The organism is Peribacillus sp. FW305-BF15, assembly GCF_058783805.1.
Genome location: NZ_JBYSYV010000005.1, coordinates 124,680 through 148,886, shown reverse-complemented (window position 1 = coordinate 148,886; position 24,207 = coordinate 124,680). Strand labels below are relative to the sequence as shown.

27 protein-coding genes are annotated in these 24,207 nt (G+C 42.3%); 19 read left to right on the top strand and 8 right to left on the bottom strand.

The genetic code is table 11. The features are described 5' to 3' along the window. The first annotated feature begins 11 nt into the window (after positions 1 to 11). The 9 genes from sufD (at position 12) to AC3WLU_RS06980 (ending at position 9,408) form a co-directional block, all read left to right on the top strand. Entirely contained in the window at positions 12 to 1,313 is a 1,302-nt protein-coding gene (sufD, locus tag AC3WLU_RS07020) for a Fe-S cluster assembly protein SufD (RefSeq protein ID WP_034310144.1), read from the top strand. Next, positions 1,313 to 2,542 (top strand): cysteine desulfurase, encoded by a 1,230-nt coding sequence (locus AC3WLU_RS07015; RefSeq protein WP_048688225.1) that lies wholly within the window; start codon positions 1,313 to 1,315, stop codon positions 2,540 to 2,542. The genes sufD and AC3WLU_RS07015 overlap by 1 nt, the downstream gene beginning before the upstream one ends. Beyond that, positions 2,532 to 2,960, top strand: coding sequence for a Fe-S cluster assembly sulfur transfer protein SufU (gene sufU, locus AC3WLU_RS07010; protein WP_034310148.1), 429 nt, complete (start codon positions 2,532 to 2,534; stop codon positions 2,958 to 2,960). The genes AC3WLU_RS07015 and sufU overlap by 11 nt, the downstream gene beginning before the upstream one ends. Before the next feature lie 55 nt (positions 2,961 to 3,015). Next, positions 3,016 to 4,413 (top strand): Fe-S cluster assembly protein SufB, encoded by a 1,398-nt coding sequence (gene sufB, locus AC3WLU_RS07005; RefSeq protein ID WP_053536753.1) that lies wholly within the window; start codon positions 3,016 to 3,018, stop codon positions 4,411 to 4,413. Positions 4,414 to 4,611: 198 nt separating this feature from the next. Then, complete coding sequence (locus tag AC3WLU_RS07000; RefSeq protein ID WP_057278061.1) at positions 4,612 to 5,460, top strand: DUF72 domain-containing protein; 849 nt, start codon at positions 4,612 to 4,614, stop codon at positions 5,458 to 5,460. An 85-nt stretch (positions 5,461 to 5,545) separates the two neighbouring features. Next, positions 5,546 to 6,373, top strand: a complete 828-nt coding sequence (locus tag AC3WLU_RS06995) for a sulfite exporter TauE/SafE family protein (RefSeq protein ID WP_057278060.1) — start codon at positions 5,546 to 5,548, stop codon at positions 6,371 to 6,373. Positions 6,374 to 6,389: 16 nt separating this feature from the next. Beyond that, complete coding sequence (locus AC3WLU_RS06990) at positions 6,390 to 7,775, top strand: bifunctional metallophosphatase/5'-nucleotidase (RefSeq protein ID WP_492597036.1); 1,386 nt, start codon at positions 6,390 to 6,392, stop codon at positions 7,773 to 7,775. 61 nt (positions 7,776 to 7,836) lie between these two features. Then, positions 7,837 to 8,139 carry a YunC family protein gene (locus tag AC3WLU_RS06985; RefSeq protein WP_034310161.1) on the top strand — a complete coding sequence of 101 codons (303 nt, stop codon included), beginning with the start codon at positions 7,837 to 7,839 and terminating at the stop codon, positions 8,137 to 8,139. Positions 8,140 to 8,310: 171 nt separating this feature from the next. After that, positions 8,311 to 9,408 (top strand): HD-GYP domain-containing protein, encoded by a 1,098-nt coding sequence (locus AC3WLU_RS06980; RefSeq protein WP_492597035.1) that lies wholly within the window; start codon positions 8,311 to 8,313, stop codon positions 9,406 to 9,408. A 22-nt stretch (positions 9,409 to 9,430) separates the two neighbouring features. Here AC3WLU_RS06980 and yunB read toward each other — a convergent pair whose 3' ends face one another. Further along, complete coding sequence (gene yunB / locus AC3WLU_RS06975) at positions 9,431 to 10,180, bottom strand: sporulation protein YunB (RefSeq protein ID WP_492597034.1); 750 nt, start codon at positions 10,178 to 10,180, stop codon at positions 9,431 to 9,433. 86 nt (positions 10,181 to 10,266) lie between these two features. Beyond that, a complete protein-coding gene (locus AC3WLU_RS06970; RefSeq protein WP_400450178.1) occupies positions 10,267 to 11,253 on the bottom strand; it encodes a M23 family metallopeptidase in 987 nt (328 codons plus the stop codon). A gap of 187 nt (positions 11,254 to 11,440) precedes the next feature. Here AC3WLU_RS06970 and lipA point away from each other — a divergent pair, with 187 nt between their 5' ends. After that, positions 11,441 to 12,355 (top strand): lipoyl synthase, encoded by a 915-nt coding sequence (gene lipA / locus AC3WLU_RS06965; protein WP_034310172.1) that lies wholly within the window; start codon positions 11,441 to 11,443, stop codon positions 12,353 to 12,355. Between the two features lie 39 nt (positions 12,356 to 12,394). Here lipA and AC3WLU_RS06960 read toward each other — a convergent pair whose 3' ends face one another. Then, complete coding sequence (locus tag AC3WLU_RS06960) at positions 12,395 to 13,057, bottom strand: YhcN/YlaJ family sporulation lipoprotein (RefSeq protein ID WP_492597033.1); 663 nt, start codon at positions 13,055 to 13,057, stop codon at positions 12,395 to 12,397. Positions 13,058 to 13,170: 113 nt separating this feature from the next. Here AC3WLU_RS06960 and AC3WLU_RS06955 point away from each other — a divergent pair, with 113 nt between their 5' ends. Continuing rightward, positions 13,171 to 13,446 (top strand): YutD family protein, encoded by a 276-nt coding sequence (locus AC3WLU_RS06955; RefSeq protein ID WP_034310177.1) that lies wholly within the window; start codon positions 13,171 to 13,173, stop codon positions 13,444 to 13,446. Between the two features lie 30 nt (positions 13,447 to 13,476). Here AC3WLU_RS06955 and AC3WLU_RS06950 read toward each other — a convergent pair whose 3' ends face one another. After that, on the bottom strand, positions 13,477 to 13,764 hold the full coding sequence (locus AC3WLU_RS06950) for a cytosolic protein (protein ID WP_170946935.1): 288 nt from the start codon (positions 13,762 to 13,764) through the stop codon (positions 13,477 to 13,479). Positions 13,765 to 13,834: 70 nt separating this feature from the next. Next, positions 13,835 to 14,101 carry a DUF3055 domain-containing protein gene (locus AC3WLU_RS06945; RefSeq protein ID WP_034310182.1) on the bottom strand — a complete coding sequence of 89 codons (267 nt, stop codon included), beginning with the start codon at positions 14,099 to 14,101 and terminating at the stop codon, positions 13,835 to 13,837. Between the two features lie 343 nt (positions 14,102 to 14,444). Here AC3WLU_RS06945 and AC3WLU_RS06940 point away from each other — a divergent pair, with 343 nt between their 5' ends. Both AC3WLU_RS06940 and AC3WLU_RS06935 read left to right on the top strand, forming a co-directional pair. Next, complete coding sequence (locus AC3WLU_RS06940) at positions 14,445 to 14,882, top strand: DUF86 domain-containing protein (RefSeq protein WP_048688255.1); 438 nt, start codon at positions 14,445 to 14,447, stop codon at positions 14,880 to 14,882. A 24-nt stretch (positions 14,883 to 14,906) separates the two neighbouring features. After that, positions 14,907 to 15,674, top strand: a complete 768-nt coding sequence (locus tag AC3WLU_RS06935) for a TIGR01457 family HAD-type hydrolase (RefSeq protein WP_063574756.1) — start codon at positions 14,907 to 14,909, stop codon at positions 15,672 to 15,674. A 61-nt stretch (positions 15,675 to 15,735) separates the two neighbouring features. Here the strand turns inward: AC3WLU_RS06935 and AC3WLU_RS06930 are convergent, their stop codons facing one another. Then, on the bottom strand, positions 15,736 to 16,233 hold the full coding sequence (locus AC3WLU_RS06930) for a phosphatidylglycerophosphatase A family protein (protein ID WP_034311650.1): 498 nt from the start codon (positions 16,231 to 16,233) through the stop codon (positions 15,736 to 15,738). A 206-nt stretch (positions 16,234 to 16,439) separates the two neighbouring features. Between AC3WLU_RS06930 and yutH the strand changes: the two genes are divergently transcribed. The 5 genes from yutH to thrB all read left to right on the top strand — a co-directional run bounded on the left by yutH (position 16,440) and on the right by thrB (position 21,951). Further along, positions 16,440 to 17,441 carry a spore coat putative kinase YutH gene (gene yutH, locus AC3WLU_RS06925; protein WP_057278053.1) on the top strand — a complete coding sequence of 334 codons (1,002 nt, stop codon included), beginning with the start codon at positions 16,440 to 16,442 and terminating at the stop codon, positions 17,439 to 17,441. Between the two features lie 105 nt (positions 17,442 to 17,546). Next, on the top strand, positions 17,547 to 18,461 hold the full coding sequence (locus AC3WLU_RS06920) for a L,D-transpeptidase family protein (protein WP_492597032.1): 915 nt from the start codon (positions 17,547 to 17,549) through the stop codon (positions 18,459 to 18,461). Positions 18,462 to 18,653: 192 nt separating this feature from the next. After that, positions 18,654 to 19,952 carry a homoserine dehydrogenase gene (locus AC3WLU_RS06915; RefSeq protein ID WP_048687328.1) on the top strand — a complete coding sequence of 433 codons (1,299 nt, stop codon included), beginning with the start codon at positions 18,654 to 18,656 and terminating at the stop codon, positions 19,950 to 19,952. Next, a complete protein-coding gene (gene thrC, locus AC3WLU_RS06910; RefSeq protein ID WP_053536744.1) occupies positions 19,949 to 21,010 on the top strand; it encodes a threonine synthase in 1,062 nt (353 codons plus the stop codon). The genes AC3WLU_RS06915 and thrC overlap by 4 nt, the downstream gene beginning before the upstream one ends. Beyond that, positions 21,007 to 21,951 carry a homoserine kinase gene (gene thrB, locus AC3WLU_RS06905; protein WP_095679236.1) on the top strand — a complete coding sequence of 315 codons (945 nt, stop codon included), beginning with the start codon at positions 21,007 to 21,009 and terminating at the stop codon, positions 21,949 to 21,951. Before thrC ends, thrB begins: the two co-directional genes overlap by 4 nt. A gap of 192 nt (positions 21,952 to 22,143) precedes the next feature. Here the strand turns inward: thrB and AC3WLU_RS06900 are convergent, their stop codons facing one another. Continuing rightward, a complete protein-coding gene (locus AC3WLU_RS06900) occupies positions 22,144 to 22,380 on the bottom strand; it encodes a NifU family protein (protein ID WP_034310199.1) in 237 nt (78 codons plus the stop codon). Positions 22,381 to 22,544: 164 nt separating this feature from the next. On the opposite strand from AC3WLU_RS06900, the gene AC3WLU_RS06895 reads away from it, so the two are divergent. Then, positions 22,545 to 22,874 (top strand): YuzD family protein, encoded by a 330-nt coding sequence (locus tag AC3WLU_RS06895; protein WP_440439126.1) that lies wholly within the window; start codon positions 22,545 to 22,547, stop codon positions 22,872 to 22,874. Between the two features lie 71 nt (positions 22,875 to 22,945). Here the strand turns inward: AC3WLU_RS06895 and AC3WLU_RS06890 are convergent, their stop codons facing one another. Beyond that, the gene (locus tag AC3WLU_RS06890; protein ID WP_048687320.1) at positions 22,946 to 24,013 is read right to left on the bottom strand and encodes an NAD(P)/FAD-dependent oxidoreductase; all 1,068 of its coding nucleotides are present in this window, start codon (positions 24,011 to 24,013) and stop codon (positions 22,946 to 22,948) included. Between the last annotated feature and the right edge of the window lie 194 nt (positions 24,014 to 24,207).

The window sequence follows — 24,207 nt, the reverse complement described above, 5'->3', positions numbered from 1 at the left end:
GAGGATTTGCAATGACTACAGAAACGAAATTACCGTTTGAACAAGAGGATATAAGCTCCTATTCAACTAAAAATAATGATCCAGCTTGGCTATCCGAGCTTCGGATTCAAGCGTTTTCTGAATTAGAAAAGCTCCCGATGCCAAAGCCGGATAAAACGAAAATCGATAAATGGAATTTCACTTCTTTCCAAACTCATACGGTTGAGAGTGAAGCTTTTGCCTCTTTAGAGGAGCTTCCGGAAGAAATTAAGTCCATCATTGAAGAAAATGAAAACTTATACATCCAACGCAATAATACGCCGGCACATATCAATCTGTCAGCAAATGTGAAAGAACAAGGCGTCATTTTTACGGATATTTTATCAGCGGCTCGCGATCATGCTGAGCTCGTGCAAAAATATTTCATGAAAGACGGCGTTAAAATAGATGAGCATCGTTTAACAGCGCTTCATGCTGCATTGGTTAATGGGGGAGCATTCCTTTATGTTCCGAAAAATGTAGAAATCAAAGAGCCGATTCAATCGGTATTCCTTCTGGATAATCCGGATACTACACTTTTCAACCATGTCTTGATCGTAGCTGAAGATAATAGCTCTGTCACATATGTAGAGAACTATTTCTCAACCGTTGAGTCTAACGAAGGTGTTGCCAACATCGTAACTGAAGTATTTGCAAATGCGAATGCCAAAGTCCAATATGGTGCGGTTGATACCCTTTCAAAAGGCTTCACGACATATGTTAACCGCCGTGGAGTGGCAGGACGTGACGCACGTATTGAGTGGGCGCTTGGCCTGATGAACGACGGAAATACGATTTCAGATAATACAACATATCTAATGGGCGATGGATCTCACGGTGATACAAAAACCGTTGTAGTCGGACGCGGGGAACAAAAGCAGAACTTCACGACAGCCATCATTCATTATGGCAAACGCTCTGAGGGTTATATCCTTAAGCACGGTGTCATGAAAGAATCCGCATCCTCCATTTTTAATGGCATTGGGAAAATAGAGTATGGTGCTACAAAGGCCAATGCTGAACAAGAGTCACGTGTATTGATGTTAAGTGAAAAAGCACGCGGAGACGCCAATCCGATCCTCTTGATCGATGAAGATGATGTAACGGCTGGTCATGCTGCTTCAGTCGGCCGTGTCGACCCGCTACAGCTGTATTATTTAATGAGCCGTGGTATTACAAAGAAAGAAGCAGAAAGACTTGTCATTCACGGATTCTTGGCCCCTGTTGTTAACGAGCTTCCAATTGAGGGAGTCAAAAAACAATTAGTAGCGGTCATTGAAAGGAAAGTACAGTAATGAACCCATACGAAATTCGTAAGCTTTTTCCAATATTAGATCAAGAAGTCAATGGTCAGCCATTAGTTTATTTAGATAGTGCTGCAACCTCTCAAAAACCGGCTGCAGTGATTGAAGCGATTGAGCAATATTACCGCGGCTATAACTCGAATGTTCACCGCGGGGTGCATACACTAGGAACAAAAGCTACGGATGCGTATGAAGGTGCTCGTGAAAAGGTACGTAAATTCATTAATGCTTCTTCTACAGAGGAAATCATCTTTACCAGAGGCACAACGACTGCTTTAAATACTGTAGCAAGAAGTTACGGTGGTGCAAATATTAAAGAGGGTGACGAAATCGTCATCTCTTACATGGAGCATCACAGTAATATCATTCCGTGGCAGCAGCTTGCCAAAGAAAAAGGCGCTGTATTGAAGTATATTCCGCTTCAGGAGGATGGCACGATTTCCGTTGACGATGCGAGGGCTACAATTACGGAAGCAACGAAAATCGTGTCCATCATGCAGGTTTCGAATGTGCTTGGTGTTATCAATCCTGTGAAGGAAATCGCCCAAATTGCCCATGATCACAATGCTGTAATGGTAGTCGACGGGGCACAAAGCACGCCGCATCTAAAAGTGGATGTCCGTGATTTGGATTGTGATTTCTTTGCCTTCTCAGGTCATAAAATGGTCGGTCCAACAGGCATCGGCGCATTATATGGCAAGAAAGATCTTCTGGAAAAAATGGAACCGATCGAATTCGGCGGAGAGATGATTGATTTTGTAGGTTTGTATGAGTCTACATGGAAAGAACTCCCGTGGAAATTCGAAGGCGGTACACCAATCATAGCCGGCGCCATCGGCATGGGGGCTGCCATTGATTTCTTGGAGGAAATCGGTTTGGATAATATTGAACGGCATGAACATAAGCTTGCCGCTTATGCAATGGAGAAAATGTCAGCAGTTGAAGGGCTGACCATTTACGGTCCTAAAGATGCAGAAAAGCGTGCTGGTGTAATAACCTTTAATATTGATGACGTACATCCACATGATGTCGCTACCGTTCTTGATGCAGATGGAATTGCTGTCCGTGCCGGTCACCACTGCGCACAGCCATTAATGAAATGGCTTGACGTATCAGCGACAGCAAGAGCAAGTTTCTATCTATATAACACGGAAGAAGATATTGATAAGCTTGTGTCCGGGCTTGTTAAAACGAAGGAGTATTTCAGTAATGTCTTTTGATAACCTTGATACACTTTACCGTCAAGTCATTATGGATCACTATAAGAAACCTCGTAATAAGGGCATGCTAGAAGATGGAAGCATGACAATCGATATGAATAATCCAACTTGCGGCGATCGGATTCGTTTAACGATGAAGATTGAAGACGGCAAGGTCAGCGATGTTAAATTCGATGGTGATGGGTGTTCGATATCGATGAGTTCGGCTTCCATGATGACGCAAGCCATTAAGGGCAAAGACGTTGATACTGCCCTAGCGATGTCCGAGACTTTTTCCTTAATGATTCAGGGGAAAGAATACGACGATGAGATGGACCTTGGGGATATTGAAGCCCTTCAGGGTGTTTCTAAATTTCCTGCCCGAATCAAGTGTGCTACCCTAGCTTGGAAAGCCATGGAAAAGGGATTGAAGGAATAATTAAATTAAAATGAGCTGTTGTAATTCAGCCATTTGAAATGGAGGAATACGAGCTATGGCAAAGAAAATGCCTGATATCGGCGATTATAAATATGGCTTTGCGGATAAAGATGTTTCCATCTTCCGTTCAAAGCGTGGTCTGACAAAAGAAATCGTGGAAGAAATTTCTCGAATGAAGGATGAACCGCAATGGATGCTTGATTTCCGTTTGAAATCATTGGAGCATTTCTACAACATGCCAATGCCTCAATGGGGCGGCGACATGCAGAGCCTGAACTTCGATGAAATCACATACTATGTTAAGCCATCAGAGAAATCAGAGAAGTCTTGGGATGAAGTTCCTGATGAAATCAAACAGACTTTTGATAAATTGGGAATTCCTGAAGCCGAACAAAAATACCTTGCCGGTGTATCTGCCCAATATGAATCTGAAGTGGTTTACCATAGCATGAAAGTAGAATTGGAAGACTTGGGTATCGTGTTTAAAGATACGGACTCAGCACTTCGTGAAAATGAAGATATCTTCCGTGAGCATTTCGGGAAAACGATCCCGCCTACTGACAATAAATTCTCTGCATTGAACTCGGCAGTTTGGTCAGGTGGATCATTCATCTATGTACCAAAAGGCGTTAAAGTGGATACTCCGCTTCAAGCATATTTCCGGATCAACTCTGAAAACATGGGGCAATTCGAACGTACGCTAATCATTGTTGATGAAGGCGCATCCGTTCACTATGTAGAAGGTTGTACAGCACCTGTTTATACAACTAACTCCCTTCATAGTGCGGTTGTTGAGATTGTCATCAAGAAAGATGCTTACTGCCGTTACACGACGATCCAAAACTGGGCAAACAACGTGTTTAACCTGGTTACGAAACGTGCGGTTTGTGACGCTAATGCAACAATGGAATGGATTGATGGTAATATCGGTTCGAAATTGACAATGAAATATCCTGCTGTCATCTTAAAAGGTGAAGGCGCTCGCGGTATGACATTATCGATTGCCATTGCAGGTAAAGGCCAACACCAAGACGCGGGAGCGAAAATGATTCACCTAGCGCCAAATACATCTTCAACGATTGTATCTAAATCAATTTCTAAACAGGGCGGTAAAGTAACATACCGTGGTATCGTTCATTTTGGACGTAAAGCGGATGGAGCTCGTTCCAACATTGAATGTGATACATTAATCATGGATAATCAGTCTACATCTGATACGATCCCTTACAATGAAATCTTGAATGATAATATTTCCCTTGAACACGAAGCGAAGGTTTCCAAAGTATCTGAAGAACAATTGTTCTACTTGATGAGCCGCGGAATTTCTGAGCAAGAAGCAACGGAAATGATCGTAATGGGCTTCATCGAACCATTTACAAAAGAACTTCCAATGGAATATGCGGTTGAAATGAACCGTCTGATCAAGTTCGAAATGGAAGGCTCCATCGGATAATAACCGACTGGCCTGCCTGTAAGGCGATTTAGAATAATCATTCATACAAAAGCCTGCCGGGTTTGACTGGCAGGCTTTTTGTTTTGATATTTTGATATTCCACACCCTTATACGAAAGATTAGATATGGCTCAATGAGGGTAAAAAAATAAAAGAAGAAGTCAGGAAATAGTCCTGTCCCAAAGGAGTGGTGATGCAGATGATTTATGTTGGTGTGACCGGTTGGGGTGATCATGATAGTTTATATCATGGAGGTGTTTCCCAACGTGATAAACTCAAAGAGTACGGCGCTCATTTTCCCATTGTGGAGGTGGATGCTTCATTCTATGCAGTCCAGCCAAAGAGGAACAGTGAAAAGTGGGTATCCGAGACGCCAGCATCATTCCGGTTTGTCGTTAAAGCCTACCAAGGGATGACAGGACATCAACGTGGGGAAATCCCATTTGAAAGTAAGAAGGAGATGTTCAAGGCGTTTTGCGACTCACTGGAAGCATATCGGAAGTCCGGCAAGCTCGCGATGGTCTTATTTCAGTTTCCGCCATGGTTTGATTGTAAACGTGAAAATGTGAATTACCTGCGATGGTGCAAAGCTGAAATGGGCGATATCCCAGTTGCCATAGAGTTCCGGAATCAAAGCTGGTACAGGCCCAACGTAGTCCAGCAAACTTTGGATTTTATCGAAACGGAAGGCTGGATCCATACTGTATGCGATGAGCCGCAGGCTGGTGAGGGATCCATTCCTGTCGTTCTGCATGCCACCGATAAAGATAAAACCCTGGTACGCTTTCATGGCCGTAACCTGCATGGTTGGCAAAGGCCTGCTTCGGGGGATAATTGGCGTGAGGTCAGGTACCTATATCGATATAATCATCAGGAATTGACTGAATGGGTGGAGAAAATCAGGGTATTGGAAAAGGAATCCAAGGAGTTATATGTCCTGTTCAATAATAACTCAGGCGGGGATGCAGCTGATAATGCCAAACAAATGATCGAGCTGCTTGGTATAGAATATGAAGGACTGGCTCCTAAGCAGCTTGGTTTGTTTTAAGAGGGATTATATAATGAATAATGAGATGATGTGACAAGCTAGTAGAGGTAATATCCTCACAAACAGGTAAAGGCGGATTTTTTTCATGGTATGGTTAGTATTAGTGGGTATTGGATTATTAGCGGGATCAATCGGCGCTCTTGTCGGTCTGGGAGGCGGCATCATCATTGTGCCTTCCCTTTTATATTTAGGAACATCTACAAATATTATCGATGAGCTGACTCCACAGGTCGCCGTTGGTGTTTCAACCGTAATCATGATTTTTACCGGCTTATCTTCCACTCTATCTTATTTAAAACATAAGGTGGTGGATTATAAGGCCGGCTTAATCTTTTTTATTGGCGGTGCACCTGGGGGAATAATGGGGGCCCATGTGAATAAAAACCTTAACGCCGAAGCTTTTTCATTGTACTTTGGAATTTTCATGGTTTTCATGGCCATCGTGTTATTAGTGAAAAATCGTTTGAAGCCCATGCTTTTCAAGCCTGGAAAAGGGAAAATAGTGAAAACGTATAAAACCGAAAATGGACATTCATTTTCCTATGGTTACCACCCCCTGTTAGCTGTATTTATTTCTTTTGTCGTGGGATTCAGCTCCGGGTTATTTGGAATTGGCGGCGGAGCCTTAATGGTACCCGTCATGATGCTTCTTTTCTTCTTTCCTCCGCATATGGCTGTAGCGACTTCGATGTTCATGGTATTCCTATCTTCCATCACTAATTCGATTACGCATATTTCCCTTGGAAATGTAAATTGGCCATATGCTTTTGCCCTGATTCCGGGTGCGTGGTTCGGTGCTAAATTGGGCGCATTCATAAATACGCGCCTAAAGAGTGCTTCGCTGGAGAATATGTTGAAAATAGTGCTGATAATCATTGGTTTACGTCTTATATACCAAGGCATTACAGGATAAACGAGGAGGAAAAATGATGTCAGAAATCATTCATTTATATCACACCAATGATCTCCATAGTCATTTTGAGAATTGGCCTCGTATTGATAAGTTTCTTAAAGAAAGAAGACAACTTCATCAAGAAACGGGAGAAGAAGCGATCATACTGGATATAGGCGATCATGTGGACCGCTGGCATCCATATACAGAAGGTACGTTGGGTAAAGGAAATATTGAACTGCTTAATGAAGCGGGCTACCAATATGTGACCATCGGCAATAATGAAGGGATCACTTTACCTCATGATGCATTGGATTCCTTATATGATCATGCAAGGTTCAAGGTCTTGGCAGCCAATATTTATTACGGTGATAATGAAAGGCCGGAATGGGCGCTTCCATTTTGGATACATACAACGGCAAAAGGCACCAAAATCGCGATGATAGGTTTGACAGCCTTTTTTCAAAAGTTTTATTCTGCGATGGGCTGGGAAATAACGGAACCATTCATGGAGTTAAAGGCGCAGCTCGAAAGGGTCAAAACAGAGGCGGATGTAATCATCATCCTTTCCCACCTGGGCATCCACGATGATGAGAGGATGGCAAGGGACTTTCCGGAGATTGACATTATACTTGGCGCGCATACCCACCACATCCTCCACCAAGGTAAATTGATCAATGACACACTCCTTTGCGGGGCAGGGAAATATGGTTTTTTTGTTGGACAGGTGGAAATGACCATCAACCCGGAAAAGAAAATTAGCCAGAAGAGAGCCATTCTTTATGATACCAATGACTTTTTGGAATTGGAGAATGAGCGGTCATGGATTGAAGAAATATACCAGGCCGGAGGAAAAACGCTAAAACAGGTTGCTGTGGATTTACCGATGGCACTGGATAATGATTGGTTCAAACGAAGTCCTTTGACGGGAATCCTTGTGGAGGCCCTAAGGGAGTGGAGTCAGGCGGATTGTTCCTTTTTGAATGCAGGTCTTCTGCTCGAGGGGCTTCCGAAGGGATCTGTCACAAAAGGGGATATTCACAGAATCTGCCCACATCCCATCAATCCTTGTGTCGTTGAAGTAGATGGGAATGAGTTAAAGGAAATCTTGATGCAATCGAGAAATGAAGAGTGGCCTCATATTCAGGTGAAAGGTTTTGGTTTCCGCGGAAAAATCATGGGAGTCATGCATTATGATCAAATTGAATTTAACGAAATGGAGAATGGAATCGTAAAAGGGATCCTTATAAAAGGAGAGAAACTGCAGGCGGATAAGTCCTATAAATTGGCAATACCTGATATGTTCACGTTCGGGCACTTCTTTCCAAGTATCCATCGTTCCAATCGCAAGGAATACTTACTGCCGGAATTCTTACGGGATATCCTTTTATGGAAGCTGAAAAAAATATACACTAACCCCTGATACAAAATCACGGTTTTGCCCTTTTTTTCATAAAGTATGGGGAAGGAAGGGGCGAAACCAATTGATTAACATGATCCCAATAATTCTTGATAATCATACATTCCTAGCCATTTCTGTCCGACTGCCGAAAACGAATTTACTTGCTGTCGCGTCCGAAAAAGGGTATATAATGTGCGGTGCGTTAGATGTTGGACTGCTGAACGATAAATTGAGAGATCGTAAAATCCTTGCAGGGAGGGCCACAGGAGTTAAATCGATTGAAGAGTTATTGGAAGCGCCGCTTGAATCAGTTACCTGGGAGGCTGTGGAAAAGGGCATACATCCAGGAATGATTGGTAAAGAGGCATTAATCAAAATGATTTGAAAAGGTGGGCTTTCTTTCTTCCGAAGGGGGCCTTATTTTTTTATCAAAGTAAATATTTTTTCAATAAATATGTTCTAACAGATTCATTTATAAAAATATGCTCCGATAAAACTTATAAAAGAAAGAATCGGTTTGAATTGCAAATATTGAATGGGGAAACGGAGTACAAGTATGAGGCTAGCTATTACAAAGTCCCTAAGACCTGGAGCAAGGCTCGGTAAAAACATTTATAATGATCGGGGCCATATCCTATTGTGCGAGGGTCTTAGATTAACGCAGAAGATGATCAATCGACTGGTTTCCCTTAATATTCCCTATGTTTACATTCAAGATTCCAGGACGGATGACATTATTCCGAAGCCCCCAGTTTCCGGGAAACTTAGAAGAGAAGCCATTAATATGATTGAAACCACTTTCCTGGACATGAAAAATAAAATGAACCTGGATGGATCATTCACGATAGAGCATGCTAACGTCAAATTAACTCAAATAGTCCGGAACATCATGGGCGAGCTGAAAAGGAATAAAGAGCTAATGACTTTATTGGCCGACGTTTATACATACGATGACTATATCTTCACACATTCCTTCAATGTGACCTTATATACCTTGGCAATCGGGGTGGAATTGAATATCAATGATAAGAATCTCGAAATTCTTGGGCTTGGAGCGATTTTACATGATGTCGGCAAAATGCTCGTGCCTTTGGAAGTCCTCCGTAAACCCGGCAAGCTGACGGAAAAGGAGTTTGAACAAATCCAAAAACATGCCGATTACGGGTTTCATCTAATTAAAAATGTTCATACCGTTTCACTTTTAGTTGCGAATTGTGCCTATCAGCATCATGAAAGGTTAGATGGATCTGGATATCCCCGTGGGATAAAAGGGGATGAAATCCATTATTTCGGCAAGATCATTGCCGTTGCCGATGTGTTTGATGCCGTTACTTCCAATCGGGTTTACCGTAAGGCCATGCTGCCGCATCTAGGATTGGAAGTCCTTTATGCCGGAGTCGGGAAAAAGTTCGACAATACGATCATCGAGGCTTTCCGCAGGGCGGTTGCCATTTATCCCAATGGTCTATCCGTTGAATTGAATGATGGGAGGAAAGGGGTAGTATCCTCTCAAAATGAAGGGATAGGAGACCGCCCCATGATAAGGATACTTGAAGAAGATGGAGAGCAGATAAAAGAGCCCTACGAAGTGGACTTGAATAAAAACCTGCATTTGCTCATCATGAAATGTCTCGATATACAAGAACCAGCCTAACCTCAAGGATAAGCTGGTTTTTTCATTCCTTGTTTTCCTTCATGATGGCAGGTGCAACCGAGCCGTTTCCGTTACTGAAATAACTTGGAACATCACCTTCGATCAGCAGGCTTCCGACTGTCACTTCCTGGCTTACCTTGGTCTCCTTCGTGAAAGAGGGGATGACGATTTGAATATTGACATCAAAGTCCACAATCAATTCATAATAAACATTATTGATGCCTGCGTTTGTCAGTTTTGTCCTCAAATCCGATTCAACATTCCCGATGACTGACATTTTCACTGGGATTTCAGGTCCGTAATTGGAAAGGAGGTTATTCCCGGTTACGACACCAAATGGTATATAATACACCACACTTTTATATTGTTCATCATTTATTTTGGATGATCCTGTTTTAAAAGGGTTTCCCTGTTTGATGCCAAGCTTCTTTTGAATATCCTTCGTGATGTTAGCCCGCAATTCACTATATATGACTGGATTGAAGCTATAGGAAGAACTGGAGTCATCACCACCCTTGGTGTTGGTGATGATTTTGTTCATGTCAATCTTGGCTATATTCTCATCAACCGATTCATGAATCGTTTCGGTTGCAATCCGTTTGATTTCATATTCGGCTACACTCATGATCACGGGTTCGATCGATTTGTCCACGTACCAAAGAGTCATGATGCTTGATATGATGAACAGGATAAATGAATAGAGAAATACTTTTCGGGTGGGAAGAGGCCCCTTTTTTCGGAATTTCTTCGTTCGAAATCTTTTTTGGAACACGCTTTAGCCCCCTTTACTAATAACTATGCATCAAGTTCAGGGGTTTATGTTCGAATCAAAAAAAAGCAGCGTAAAATTCACGCCGCTCACCATTTCTTTTTGGCCAGATCTTTCCTTTCCCACAATTTTAAATAGGGGTAAGGGTCAAAGCTCCATTCTGTGATTCCGTTGTCTTTGTACATTCCGTAATGAAGATGAGGAGGGAATTTTCCGGAAGTTCCTGGAGGACCGTAGCCCGTACTGCCGACACCCCCGATGACTTGTCCGGGCTCAACGATTTGACCGACTTTCAACCCTTTGGCGAAGCCGCTTAAATGGGCAAAGTAATGATAGGTATTATTTAAATCCCGTATCCCAATCCTCCAACCGCCGAATTTATTCCAGCCTTTCATTTCTATGATTCCATAGCTCGTGGAACGAACGGGAAGGCTATAATCCGCAAAAATATCAGTGCCCTCATGGATTCTCCTTCCGCCCCATCCGCGAGCGCTTCCCCATGTATTCAAGTACGTATAATGAGTCCGTACTGGAACCGGGAAGGCTTTTTCATGTAGATCCAACCGGTCGTATTTCTTATAAATCTCGGCATTGCCCATAATGATGCTGACGGCTTTATCGCGTTTATAATAATCCCACAAGCCGATCCGGATATTATCTTCATCTGCACCATATGCTTGGAGATGCTTAGAAAAAGCATACAATCGATCGGTATCATTAGTGATATCCGCTTTGCCATCACCATTGCCATCCTGGCCCAACCCATCAAAAAATGTGATCGTGAGCGGGTTCACATCGTTTAAGTCAGGATTGAGAGCCCCGCTCCACTTTGAAGGCTCGATGTGGATGCCTATAAAACCCTTTGCCGGCTCTAAATCCCTTCTTGCGGCCCTTAGGCTGTGCTCATATTGATCTGCTCCAGCAAGGTAATACCACGGGATTTGGAGGGCAGCCTCCATATTTTTATATAGCGCCATTCTCCCGGCATAAACATCAGGGGTATCGGCAGCATTGGCGACTTGGCCTGGTGCCAAGATAAACAAACAAGTTATCGTTAGAAGGAATAATTTTTTCAACGGGGCAGGCTCCTTTCATGATATTCTCCGTTATTAAAAGACATCAGTCCATCCATCTTTTATAGTTTTGCTGATTTGGCAATAAACATGAAAAATAAATAATGGGAAACCAACTATAACTTGTATAAATGCTTTTTTATTGTTAAAGTAGGGTGTGTTAATTTCTATAGAATGGAGTGGCATTTTCATGTCTTCTAGAAATAAAGAAATTCTTCGAAAACCAGATTGGTTGAAAATAAAGCTTAATACTAACGAAAATTACCTCGGTTTAAAAAATATGATGCGCGAGAAAAATCTTCATACAGTCTGTGAAGAGGCAAAATGTCCGAATATTCACGAATGCTGGGCAGTGAGAAGGACGGCTACTTTCATGATTCTAGGTGAAATCTGTACAAGGGCTTGCCGTTTTTGTGCAGTAACAACCGGACGTCCGAATGAATTGGACTGGGCTGAACCGGAGCGTGTTGCCGATTCCGTTGTTTTGATGAATTTAAAGCATGTCGTCATTACAGCTGTTGCCCGTGATGATTTAAAGGATGGAGGCGCTGAAGTTTTCGCTGAAACGGTCCGTGCCATCCGTCGCAAAAATCCATTTACATCAATTGAAGTATTGCCGTCTGATATGGGCGGGGTGTTTGAAAATATCAAGACTTTGATGGATGCTAAACCGGATATCCTGAACCATAATATAGAGACTGTCAGAAGTTTATCCGACCGTGTACGGGCTCAGGCCAAGTATGATCGTTCATTGGAGCTTTTAAGAAGAGCCAAGGAACTGTATCCGGAAATACCGACAAAGTCCAGTTTAATGGTGGGGCTGGGTGAAACGCGTGAGGAAATCCTTGAGACAATGGATGACCTAAGGGCCAATAATGTGGATATCATGACGATCGGCCAGTATTTGCAGCCGACTAAAAAGCATTTAAAAGTGCTGAAATACTACACGCCTGAAGAATTTGCCGAACTGAAAGAACGTGCATTGGAAAAAGGATTCAGCCATTGTGAATCAGGTCCGCTTGTCCGTTCATCCTACCATGCGGATGAACAGGTTAATGCTGCGGCAAAACATAAGCAGAGCAAAGGTGAAGAATTATTGAAATAGAGTGAAATAAAGGACCGAAAAAATTCGGTCCTTTTGTATTCAACGGTTATCCATTTTTTGATGGATGTTATCGTGATGATCTCTTTTATCGTTAACCATTTCGCCGTTTTCATTTTCACCGTCACTCATTTTGTATCCTTGAGGCGACTTCAGCATTCTTTTGATGGTCTGTTCAATCGTATAGTCAATCCCTCTGCTGCCGGATTTCACTGTAGCGAAGTTCTCGACATCTTGGGCAAGGGTTTGATAATCATCACTGACATAGACATGATAGTAGCGAGGCACGACGGACATGGCAGTACGTTTAACCTGGTCTGCGGTTTCCGTCCGATCCTTTGCATTGGTGTCATATACGACAAGCACTTCCTCATCAGTAACGAGGGTAGCGGCATCATTGACATTTGGAATCTGAACACTCAGTTTAGAGATGACATCAGAAAGTTGTTCACGGTCAATGGAAGCAGCTTTGTTGGAAATGTTTCGGCCGTCAATGGTTGCACTATTTGTGCGGGTAAAACCGAAATCATCACTTTTATTGTCATTATTGCGATAATCCTCATCATAATATTGAGTTGGATTATTTACGTTTGTTGGGTTACCGGCATTGTTTTTTGCCCCGAGACCCTGATCTTTATCTTTATCAGTACATCCGGTTAGTGCAATAATCGAGCTTAAACCTATCGTTATTATCGTTTTTTTCATCAATAACACCCCCATAACTTTAGGATGAACATATTTCTCTATTTTTCGCTTAGTAATTGATGGGGAATCAGTTATAATTTAAAGAAGGAACGTATATATGAGAGGTGAAAACAATGATTAACATCAATAACATGACCTATGAAATAATTGAGGATGAAAGGGAAGGCTATAACGAAGAAGCGTTTAAAGCCAGATACAGTGAGATTTTAACGAAGTATGATTATATAGTGGGCGATTGGGGTTACGGGCAATTGAGGCTGCGTGGATTTTTTGATGATTCCAATCAGAAAGCCACCTTTGATACGAAAATAAGCACGCTTAGTGAATATTTATATGAATACTGCAATTTTGGCTGTCCTTATTTCGTCGTGAAGAAAATAAAGAAATAAAAAGGCCAGAATTCACTCTGGCCTTCCATGTTAAGAGTTACCATATCCTTTATATGGAGGCTGTTCGTCTTTTTCTGAATCATCATGTGTCGGATGTGCCCCAGGATATTGTCGAGGCATACCCTCATGTAACGATTTATTTTCATAATTAAAGGCACTTTGATATCGTTGCCCTTCCTGCCACGGGGTATTTTTATTCTGAACTGGTTCATCTTTTGCTATGGCTGATCCAAAAGGTCCTTCGGGAAATTCTTCAGGAATTAAATAATCCCTCTGTTTTTCGACATTGGAAAAATCGTGGTATTCTTCTTTGTCCAAGATAATCCCCCCTCATGTAATCGGTCTTACACTCAGTAGGTTTCCCGTTTAAGCTAAAAAACTTCAGCACTCAGACGATTTCCATTAAAAAGTGACGAAGTTCTTCGGCTTCCGCTTCCGACAATTGAAAGGCATGCTCAAGATAGCCTTCCTCTTCCAAATCATCAGGCCCAATAATCGCGAAACGGTTACTCTGCATATTTAAAACAAGCTTCTTTCCATAGAAACGATCGGTTGCCGTAATGGCCAGATCGAATCTTGATTCCTCTCCCATGAAGCTTATGAACCGGGTTTTTGAATCAACGACGTCATTGTATAAATAAAAGCGATCTTCCATAGTATCATTCCCTTCGTATCTTCACATTTGTAGTTCCATCATAACAAAGTGACTTCAATAGGGGAACAGACATTTTTCGGGGCTTCCGGCTGAAGAACTTCGCTCAAGCATAAATGCATTCATCGATTAAATGAAAATGGCAAGAATATAAATGGAATCGGGGAGTGTACGTCTGGAAATGCACCCCCGTAGAAAAGCAATGTGTGGTTGAAGGAATTGAGAGTAAGGGAGAAGCTATGGTATTATCAAGGAATAAGGTTGGTTCGGTACAGCGTTTTTAACTATGCCGCTCATTCAACCAATGATTCCCTATATCATCTTAGATCAGAAAGGATCTGGAAAAATGTACTTTGTAGACCGCCAAAAGATTGAACAAATATTAGGTTTTCTTGAAAAGCAGCTTGGACTTTTTGAGGGGCAGGATAATTGGGATGGAGACCATTCGGAACTTATCGCTGAAAGGCTTATACAAACTTCCATCGATTCCGTGTTGGATGTAGGAAATGCGGTAATTGATGGTTTCATTATGCGTGATCCGGGAAGTTATGAGGATATTATCGATATCCTTCAAGATGAAAAAGTGATTTCAGAAGAAAAAGCGATGCAATTCAAAAAGGTTTTGCCATTAAGGAAAATGCTGGTTCAAGACTTCATTGAAGTGGATCACAAAGAACTGCATGCCGTATTTTCGGAAAATATCGAGGCATTCAAGCAATTCCCTGATTTGGTGAGGAACTATTTAACGAATGAATTGGGACCTGTTTCAGCTTTTAAAAACTAGCAGCGTTAGGAAGGCGAATTTCAAATGAAGTCGTATAAAGGATATTTAATTGACTTAGATGGCACCATGTATCGCGGAACGGAACAAATTGCTGAAGCGGCAGGGTTTATTAATGACTTAAGGAAAAGGGATATCCCTTATTTATTCGTCACCAATAATTCATCCCGCACTCCGGCACAGGTAGCGGATAAATTGAGAAGCATCGGCATATCGACGGAGGATGACCAGGTTTTCACGACAAGCATGGCCACTGCCAATTACATAGCTGAACAAAAGAAAGGTGCAACGGTCTATGTGGTGGGTGAAGAAGGCATAATCGAGGCTCTTAAGGAAAAAGGAATGAAGCTTGTGGAAGAGCATCCCGATTATCTGGTCATGGGCATCGACCGCGGCATCAATTATGAAAAGCTGTCAAAAGCCTGTCTTGCTGTAAGAAATGGTGCTGTTTTCATTTCGACCAATGGTGATATTGCCATTCCTACCGAGCAAGGCCTTTTGCCTGGGAATGGTTCCTTGACCTCCGTTGTTTCCGTTTCGACCCAGGTACAGCCGATTTTCATTGGAAAGCCAGAATCCGTCATAGTGGAGCAAGCCCTAAGAGTATTGGGGGTTCCTAAAGAAGAGACAATCATGGTTGGAGATAACTATGATACGGATATCCTTGCCGGCATTAATGCTGGGATCGATACACTGCTTGTACATACTGGCGTAACGACAAAAGAACGTTTAAAGCAATATAAGGAGCAGCCTACGCATGTGGTGGACACCCTTGACTTATGGCGCTTTGAATGAAAAAAACCAGGTCTGCGAATGCAGCCCTGGTTTTTTTCATGTCGTCAATATAATTCGTTTACTATTCCGCATTTTCAGTTCTATGGGCAAGCCGGCTTGAAGCGGCAGCGGCAATTGCCCCAACGATATCATCTAAAAAGGTGTTCACCTTACCTGTGCTTTTATCGTTTAAATATTTTAAGATACCCGGCTTTTGTTTATCGATGAAACCATAATTGGTAAAGCCGATGGATCCATAAACATTCACAATTGAAAAAGCCAATATTTCATCTACCCCATATAGGCCTTCATCTATTTCAATGATGCTCAGCAGAGGCTCCTCGAGCAGTTTTTTCTCAGCCAGAATATCCAACTGTATGCCGGTAAGGATGGCATTTTGGACCTCGCGTTTTGAAAGGACCCGTTCGACATTGTGAAGGCAATCGGACATTTGGAGATTTTCATGGTAGCCGGATTGTAAATACATGACAAGCTCAGCGATATCCTCCAATTTCACTCCTCGTTCAATTAGCCATTTCCGAGCTGTTTTTTCAGACATTGATTGTTCAATATTAGCCATTTCATCACCCATTTCTCTATATTTTAAAGGGATAGTTCTAATGCAGGTAGTTTGATTTGATTAAACTGAAAACCTATGGAGGATGTTTTGATTGGAATTTCTAATAAGGTTTCGATAATCATTCAGAAAACGGGTTATTCCACATATATATAAGTATATGATGTCCAATATTTCTATTATATCCATTTGATGAAGGAGGCCATTCCATGATAGAAGAAATCATTTTTAATAATTATGGCATACAGGTGGAGCTTGAGGAAGCCAATGTCAGGTTTCCAAGCTTCCGCTCAGGAAATATGGTGTACAGTATTGTTCCCATTGAAAATATGGAGCAGGAGGAATTAGTGGAACGGTATAAAATGTCTCAACATCTGATTTCACAAGGTGATCGTCACGTATCCGCCTTTGTCCTTGCCAATCATGGAAGTTATGTTTCGGAAGCGGATGAACAATTATTCATCCTTCTCGCCAATCAGGCATTGGAAGGTCCGAGAAATTTCAATCCGGGAAGACGTCTGGCAAGATTCCATCAGCGTGGGAGAACGATTAATGAAACGATTCGAACTTGTTCAAGGATCGGTAAATGGAAAGAACTCTGGGAACAAAGGATCGATCAGTTAGAAAAGATTTGGCGGGATAAGCTCAACGCCCATCCTGATAACCAGTTTGAAAAATTGTTTATAGAAACCTTTCCCTATTATATGGTCCTAGGTGAAAATGCGATTCAATATTTAGTCGACACGGAAATTGATGATACCCCGCAAATTGTCGATAGCGGAACGGTATGTTATGAACGTTTTTTACATGATACCTGGAAAAGCAATAAGTGGATGAAAAATCCGTTCGATTGGGTATTCGACCACGGAACCAGGGATGTCGCGGAATGGGTGAGGGAACATTATTTTCAAAATGTGCATACCCATCAGCGGGGCATTGGCCATTTCTTTCACGAATATCAGTCCATAGAACCCTTATCCAGTTTTTCAGCCCGGTTGTTATATTCGAGGATGCTGTTTCCCATTCATTATTTTGAAACGGTGGAAGAGTATTTTTCAAAAACGACGGAATCAAGGTCGAATGAATTGGAGGATAAAATAGCTTCGATCACGAAATCCTCCCAACAATATGAGTCCTTCCTCAAACATTTTTATGAATTGGCAGAGGTCCCTGCCAAGCATTATGATTTGCCTAAAATTGACTGGATTTAGATAAAAACGGGAAAGAAATATGATTCATTCTTACTTACTATGTTATGATAATAACAAGATTTTTTAGAATAATTAGATATTTAATCACTGCGGAAGGATGGAATCATGAAAAGATTGATGATGGCCGCCGTTATAGCCTTTTTAATCATCCAAACGGCGAATCTTGCGAAAGCTGAATCGAAAACAAGTTGCGAATCAACTCAATTCAAGATTGTCACGAAGTCTGAAGCGGATGTGAAAGAAAAGGCGTCGGCTGCAAGTAAAACGTTAAAAACGTATAAGAAAAATAAAGAATTATCGGCAAGCGGGAGAACCGGAAACTGGTATGAAATCTGTCACGCAAATAAGTCCGCATATATCAATATGGCAGATGTAAAAGAGGTTTTCAGTACTGATGAAAAAGCTCTTCTGAAGAAATTCGATAGGAGGAAAGGCGTTAACCAAGTTGTATCGGCGACAGGTAAATCGATGAGTGATACGAAGGTAACGATCCAAACTTATGAGAAGAAACAAGGGGAATGGCGCCGGGCATTGAAGAAGATGGAGGGTGTCATTGGGAAGAACGGCTTCACGAAGAGCAAAAAAGAGGGGGATGGGAAATCCCCGGTTGGAATTTATTCCTTTGGTACGGCCTTTGGAAGCGAAACGAAGCCGGCCGGAATGAAAATGGGTTATAAGAAAACGACCAAATATGACTACTGGATTGATGATCAGACATCCAAGGATTATAACAAGTGGAAAACCTATAAAGGAAATCCTGCAGTTAAATGGAAGTCTTTTGAAAGGATGAATCATGAACTGTATAGGTATGGAGCGGTCATCAATTATAATACGGATCCCATCATAAAAGGAAAAGGCAGTGCAATCTTTCTCCATATATGGAGAGGGGGTACAAAACCGACGGCGGGATGTACAGCCACGGCCGAAAGGAATGTCCTCAGTTTACTGAAATGGATGGATCCCGTGCAAAAGCCACATATTGTAATGGGTACAAATGATTCATTGAAGAGCGTTAAGTAATAATCATCAAAATGGTTTTCCCATAAAAAAAATAAACGTTACCCGTTCTTACTCGTTCAAGGGATGGACGAAAAAAGTTCGTGCATCCATCTTTTCTAACTATTGATAATTATGTGAATTAAACTTATAATGTCTACTATACAAATACAAATGTTTTCTACAGGCAAACAGTTTTTAAGGGGGAACCAAAATATGAAAGCCATCTCGATCGGTTTATTGGGGTTAGGTACAGTCGGATCAGGAGTCGTACAAATCATTGAAAGCCACCAGGACAAGCTCATGCATCAAGTGGGCTGTTCCATATCCATTAAGAAGATACTAGTGAAAGACACGACGAAGGAGCGGCTTGTCGCGGTCGAAAAAGGAATGTTAACGGACAATCCTGAGGATATCCTTTCGAATCCCGAGATTGATGTTGTAATAGAAGTGATGGGCGGAATCGAAGAAACACGCGGCTATCTAATAGAAGCGATAAAAAATAAAAAGCATATCGTTACGGCCAACAAAGACCTAATGGCTTTACATGGACCGGAACTGTTGGAATTGGCCACCGATAATCAATGTGACTTGTTCTATGAAGCAAGTGTTGCAGGGGGAATTCCGATTTTACGCGGTCTTGTCGATGGGTTATCTTCTGACCGCATCACGAAAATGATGGGAATCGTCAATGGAACGACAAACTTCATTTTAACGAAAATGAGCAAGGAAGGCAGAGCTTATGATGACGTATTGAAGGAAGCCCAGGAGCTGGGATTTGCTGAAGCCGATCCGACAGCCGATGTAGGCGGATTGGATGCGGCCCGTAAAATGGCAATCCTATCAACACTCGGGTTCTCAATGAACATTGGCTTGAATGATGTTGAGGTACAGGGCATTACCGAGATATCCGAAGAGGATTTGAGATATAGCAAGAAGCTTGGTTATACAATGAAATTGATCGGGGTCGCTTCCAGGGCAGGGGATAGGGTCGACGTAAGTGTCCAGCCTGCACTTCTTCCGGAAGCACATCCGTTGGCATCGGTAAATAATGAGTATAATGCTGTATACGTTTATGGGGAAGCCGTAGGGGAAACGATGTTTTACGGACCGGGGGCTGGCAGTCTTCCTACTGCGACTGCAGTCGTTTCGGATATGGTGACGGTCATCAAGAATATGAGGCTGGGCGTAAATGGCCGCAGTGCCGTTGCACCTCAGTACCCGAAACAATTAAAAGATGCCACTGAGATTTTCGCTAAATTCTTCATTCGGTTACATGTTCAGGATGAAGTTGGCGTTTTAGCCAAAATCACGAATTTATTTGCCGAGCACGGGGTAGGATTCGATAAAATCCTTCAATTGCCTCTGGATGAAAAGGAATCTTCCGAAATCGTATTAGTTACGCATACTGCCACAAAGGCTGCATTTGAGCAAATAATACAGAAATTAAATGATTACAATATGGTAAGAGAAGTGAAAAGCACATACAGAGTTGAAGGAGAGGACATCAAATGAGCTGGCAAGGACTTATAAGCACGTATAAAGATTTTTTACCCGTCAATGAAAACACGCCTGCACTAACCCTTTTGGAGGGCAATACACCTTTAATCAGACTGAATCGATTATCCGAAGAGTGGGGAATCGACTTACATGTAAAATATGAAGGGGCAAATCCAACTGGGTCATTTAAGGACCGCGGAATGGTCATGGCCGTCGCCAAAGCGATAGAAGAGGGCAGCGACACGATCATCTGTGCTTCCACAGGGAATACATCAGCAGCTGCAGCAGCTTATGCCGCCCGTGCCAACCTGCGCTGTATCGTCGTCATCCCGGAAGGTAAAATAGCCATGGGCAAACTTGCCCAAGCCGTTATGTATGGAGCGGAAATCATCTCGATCGAAGGCAACTTCGACCAAGCTTTAAAGATCGTCCGTTCGCTTAGTGAGAGTTCACCGATAACTCTTGTGAATTCGGTCAACCCATACCGGATTGAAGGACAGAAGACAGCCGCTTTCGAAATTTGTGATGCTCTCGGCTCCGCACCGGATATTTTGGCGCTGCCAGTCGGGAATGCAGGGAATATAACGGCTTACTGGAAAGGCTTTAAGGAATATAACGAATCGAAACAAACGGGCCTTCCTGAAATGAGAGGGTTCGAAGCTGAAGGAGCGGCTGCAATTGTCCGGGATAGCATTATTGAAAATCCAGAAACGATCGCAACGGCCATCAGGATTGGAAATCCTGCAAGTTGGAAGTTTGCTGTGGAAGCGGCAAATGAATCCAAAGGCAAAATTGATGAGGTGACAGACGAAGAAATTCTGGAAGCCTACCATTTCCTTGCTAAAAAAGAAGGGGTATTTGCAGAGCCGGCATCATGTGCTTCCATTGCAGGTATCTATAAACAATTAAAAAGCGGTGAAATCAAAAAAGGAAGTAAGATTGTTGCTGTATTGACTGGAAATGGATTGAAGGATCCGAATGTGGCAGTCAATACAAGTACGATTCAACCTACATTGCTGCCAATGGATGAAGAAGTCATTTTAGAACATCTGCAAGGTGTGAAACAGGCATGAGTGCGGAATCAGAGATGTTCTTGATCCGTGTACCAGCAAGTACGGCCAACTTAGGGCCAGGTTTCGATTCCATCGGCTTGGCGCTGGGACTTTACTTGGAAATACACGGATCTCCATCAGATCATTGGGAAGTCGTCCCGCTTTCAGAGGAAATGTCTGTTTTTCCAAGGGATGATAATAATTATATCGTCCAAATTGCCAAGGAAACGGCGGCTTCCTATGGAAAGGAACTATCCCCATGCCGGCTTTTCGTCTCTAGCGAAATTCCACTGGCGCGCGGGCTTGGAAGCAGTGCCTCTGCCATTGTGGCGGGAATTGAATTGGCGAACATCGTTGGTGAGCTTCATTTATCAAATGAGGAGAAGAATAGGCATGCTTCCCTCTTTGAAGGGCATCCCGATAATGCGGGGGCATCTGTGTATGGTGGATTGGTTGTGGGCCTTCATACGGAGGAAAGGACGGATGTCGTGTCGTTTCCAATCGAGGGAGTTAAGGTGATCGCTGTCATTCCCCATTTTGAATTGCTTACTGAGGATTCAAGAAATGTCCTTCCGAATTCGCTTTCCTATAAAGATGCGATAAGCGGGAGCGCAGCCGCAAATGTAATGCTTGCAGGAGTTCTATCGAAAGATTGGAAACTTGTTGGTGAAATGATGCAAAGTGATCGTTTCCATCAGCCATATCGAGCGGAGTTGGTCCCTCATTTAGCGCTTATTGAAGAAGTCGTCCACAATGAAGGCGGATTTGGTGCGGCACTAAGCGGAGCAGGACCAACTGTTTTATGCTTGGCATCTCCAGAAAAAAGTGAAGGTTTGCTCACTGGATTGAAAGATAGATTTCCGGAATTCCATGTGAGGGAATTGGAAATCGATAATGATGGAAGTTATACGGCAATCCTTTCTGAACAGGAAAAAAAGGAATTGAAGTTTTTGAAATCGTGAGCCGTGTTCATTTGCCATATAAAAAAAGCTGACCCGTGTCAAGCCGTATCAATTCATTTGATAGGGCAAAAGCCGAGTCAGCTTTATTTTTATTACAGTCCGCAAAAAGATTCCGGCCTGCATGAAAAAAGGTTGAACGTGTATAGATGAAGTGATCCTTCATCCATACGCTGCATGTTATTTAAAGGGCTATTAGAAAACTTGTTCAACTTCCACTACACCAGGAACTTCTTCAAGAAGGGCACGCTCAATCCCAGCTTTTAGCGTAATGGTCGAACTAGGACAGCTTCCGCAAGCTCCTAGTAATCGTAATTTTACAATTCCATCTTCTACGTCAACTAGTTCACAGTCACCGCCATCACGAAGAAGAAACGGACGAAGCTTATCTAGGACTTCTTGAACTTGAACTTCCATTGTTTGTTCAGACATTGCAATCGACTCCTTTCCTAATCATATTATAATGCGAAGGTAATAAAAAATCCAACTGTAACTTTGCGGAAATATAATCTATATTATTCTGGTATGATGGAAACAGGTGAAGTTTTAAACATTATTCAAATGAAGCAACTATAATAAACTGAAGGAGGAAGAGTATGGTAAGGAAAGATATTGAGATAGAAGTGTATGGAGCGGAGCAAATTTGCGCCAGTTGTGTGAATCTCCCCTCTTCGAAAGATACCTGCGAGTGGCTTGAAGCCGCTTTAACGAGAAAATTTCCTGAGCAGCCATTCAAAATATCCTATATAGATATGTATAACCCACCAGAAACATTGAAGCAAAAGAGCTTTGCCGAGAAAATGATCGAGGAAGATTTATTTTATCCACTGGTCCTCATCGAAGGTGAAATCATTGCGGAAGGAAATGTCCGTCTCAAAAAAGTGGTGGAAACTATGGAGAAATATGGATACTCAGTGCGAGCGTGATATATAATGGAAGAAAAAAGAAAAACTGACCCATGAATGGGCTGCATGCAGCTCATTGGGCCAGTTTATAATCAACCGTTATGGTATTTATACATCCACAGAATGCCTGATTTCATTAGGCGTGCCACTCTGCCGGTGATTGGGCGATTTGCAACAAGACCAAAACCTTGTTTCTTCCCAAGGGAACCTAATGTTCCTTTTAATTTCATGGTAGGGAAGCTTTCAGGAAGTGGTTCATTTGCCCATTTCTTCACAAGGACTTGGACGATTTGCTCAGCTTGGGACTCCGCTAATTGAGCACTAGGTGCATGAGGCAGGCTCGCGCAGTCGCCGACTACAAAGATGCTGTCATCATTAGGAAGGAAATGCTGAGGAGTCAGAACGGCTCTTCCTTGACGGTCTTTTTCAATATCCATATCGCGGATGATCTTGCTTGGCTGAATTCCAGCTGTCCATACGATGACGTCGCTTTGAACGGCTTCGTCGCCATTGTAAAGAAGGTTTGGTTCAACTTTCGTAATATTTGAATGATGGACGATTTCGATGGTATGTTTATCGAACCATGATTCGACAAAAGTACTTAATCTTTCTGGGAAAGCAGATAGAATATGCGGTCCACGGTCAAATAGCTTAACGTTTAAATCTGAACGGCTTTCAATCAATTCACTTGCAAGCTCAACACCGCTCAGTCCGCCACCAACGATAGAAACGGTTGCACCGGCACCTAAATTATTCAAAGCTGAATATGTGCGGCGTGATTTATCGATTGTTTGGATACTGTAAGTGTGTATGTCTGCACCAGGAATATCGTGGTATTTGTCTTCGCAGCCAAGGCCAATGACTAAATCATCATAAACGACAGGATCTTGATTTTCTATAATGACCTGTTTATTTTCCATGTCGATGGAAAGTACTTCTCCGTATACGTTCTTCAAGCGAGGATGTTCAGGAAATGCAACACGGATGTGCTGATCTGGAATGGTACCTGCTGCTAAAGCATAATATTCCGTTTTTAAGCAGTGATAAGGATTACGGTCGATAAGCGTGATGCTCACATTTTCAGGAAGCTGATTAGGCAGCAATCTTTGCAACATGCGCATACCACCATACCCGCCACCAAGTATGACTAGATTCTTCATATGATTTTTTCCCCTTTATTTGATCTCTTGAAAAATTTGATTAGCACTTAACTATAGGATTCCCCCAAATGGTCCCCTTAAAAGTTTAATTAAATATATATACCCCAATTTGTAGTAAGAATAAAAAATTAGATAATTTTCTTTTTTTACGTACCCCGACAAAAGTATAACGAATATAAAAGGAAATCACAACC

Coding starts and splice junctions, on each gene's coding strand:
- AC3WLU_RS06890 (WP_048687320.1), bottom strand. CDS start 24,013: ATGAAGAATCTAGTCATACTTGGTGGCGGGTATGGTGGTATGCGCATG.
- sufD (WP_034310144.1), top strand. CDS start 12: ATGACTACAGAAACGAAATTACCGTTTGAACAAGAGGATATAAGCTCC.
- AC3WLU_RS06915 (WP_048687328.1), top strand. CDS start 18,654: ATGAAAGCCATCTCGATCGGTTTATTGGGGTTAGGTACAGTCGGATCA.
- AC3WLU_RS06940 (WP_048688255.1), top strand. CDS start 14,445: ATGTACTTTGTAGACCGCCAAAAGATTGAACAAATATTAGGTTTTCTT.
- lipA (WP_034310172.1), top strand. CDS start 11,441: ATGTCTTCTAGAAATAAAGAAATTCTTCGAAAACCAGATTGGTTGAAA.
- sufB (WP_053536753.1), top strand. CDS start 3,016: ATGGCAAAGAAAATGCCTGATATCGGCGATTATAAATATGGCTTTGCG.
- AC3WLU_RS06955 (WP_034310177.1), top strand. CDS start 13,171: ATGATTAACATCAATAACATGACCTATGAAATAATTGAGGATGAAAGG.
- sufU (WP_034310148.1), top strand. CDS start 2,532: ATGTCTTTTGATAACCTTGATACACTTTACCGTCAAGTCATTATGGAT.
- AC3WLU_RS06895 (WP_440439126.1), top strand. CDS start 22,545: ATGGTAAGGAAAGATATTGAGATAGAAGTGTATGGAGCGGAGCAAATT.
- AC3WLU_RS06990 (WP_492597036.1), top strand. CDS start 6,390: ATGTCAGAAATCATTCATTTATATCACACCAATGATCTCCATAGTCAT.
- AC3WLU_RS07015 (WP_048688225.1), top strand. CDS start 1,313: ATGAACCCATACGAAATTCGTAAGCTTTTTCCAATATTAGATCAAGAA.
- AC3WLU_RS06900 (WP_034310199.1), bottom strand. CDS start 22,380: ATGTCTGAACAAACAATGGAAGTTCAAGTTCAAGAAGTCCTAGATAAG.
- AC3WLU_RS07000 (WP_057278061.1), top strand. CDS start 4,612: ATGATTTATGTTGGTGTGACCGGTTGGGGTGATCATGATAGTTTATAT.
- AC3WLU_RS06980 (WP_492597035.1), top strand. CDS start 8,311: ATGAGGCTAGCTATTACAAAGTCCCTAAGACCTGGAGCAAGGCTCGGT.
- AC3WLU_RS06995 (WP_057278060.1), top strand. CDS start 5,546: ATGGTATGGTTAGTATTAGTGGGTATTGGATTATTAGCGGGATCAATC.
- AC3WLU_RS06945 (WP_034310182.1), bottom strand. CDS start 14,101: ATGGAAGATCGCTTTTATTTATACAATGACGTCGTTGATTCAAAAACC.
- thrC (WP_053536744.1), top strand. CDS start 19,949: ATGAGCTGGCAAGGACTTATAAGCACGTATAAAGATTTTTTACCCGTC.
- AC3WLU_RS06960 (WP_492597033.1), bottom strand. CDS start 13,057: ATGAAAAAAACGATAATAACGATAGGTTTAAGCTCGATTATTGCACTA.
- AC3WLU_RS06935 (WP_063574756.1), top strand. CDS start 14,907: ATGAAGTCGTATAAAGGATATTTAATTGACTTAGATGGCACCATGTAT.
- AC3WLU_RS06930 (WP_034311650.1), bottom strand. CDS start 16,233: ATGGCTAATATTGAACAATCAATGTCTGAAAAAACAGCTCGGAAATGG.
- yutH (WP_057278053.1), top strand. CDS start 16,440: ATGATAGAAGAAATCATTTTTAATAATTATGGCATACAGGTGGAGCTT.
- thrB (WP_095679236.1), top strand. CDS start 21,007: ATGAGTGCGGAATCAGAGATGTTCTTGATCCGTGTACCAGCAAGTACG.
- AC3WLU_RS06920 (WP_492597032.1), top strand. CDS start 17,547: ATGAAAAGATTGATGATGGCCGCCGTTATAGCCTTTTTAATCATCCAA.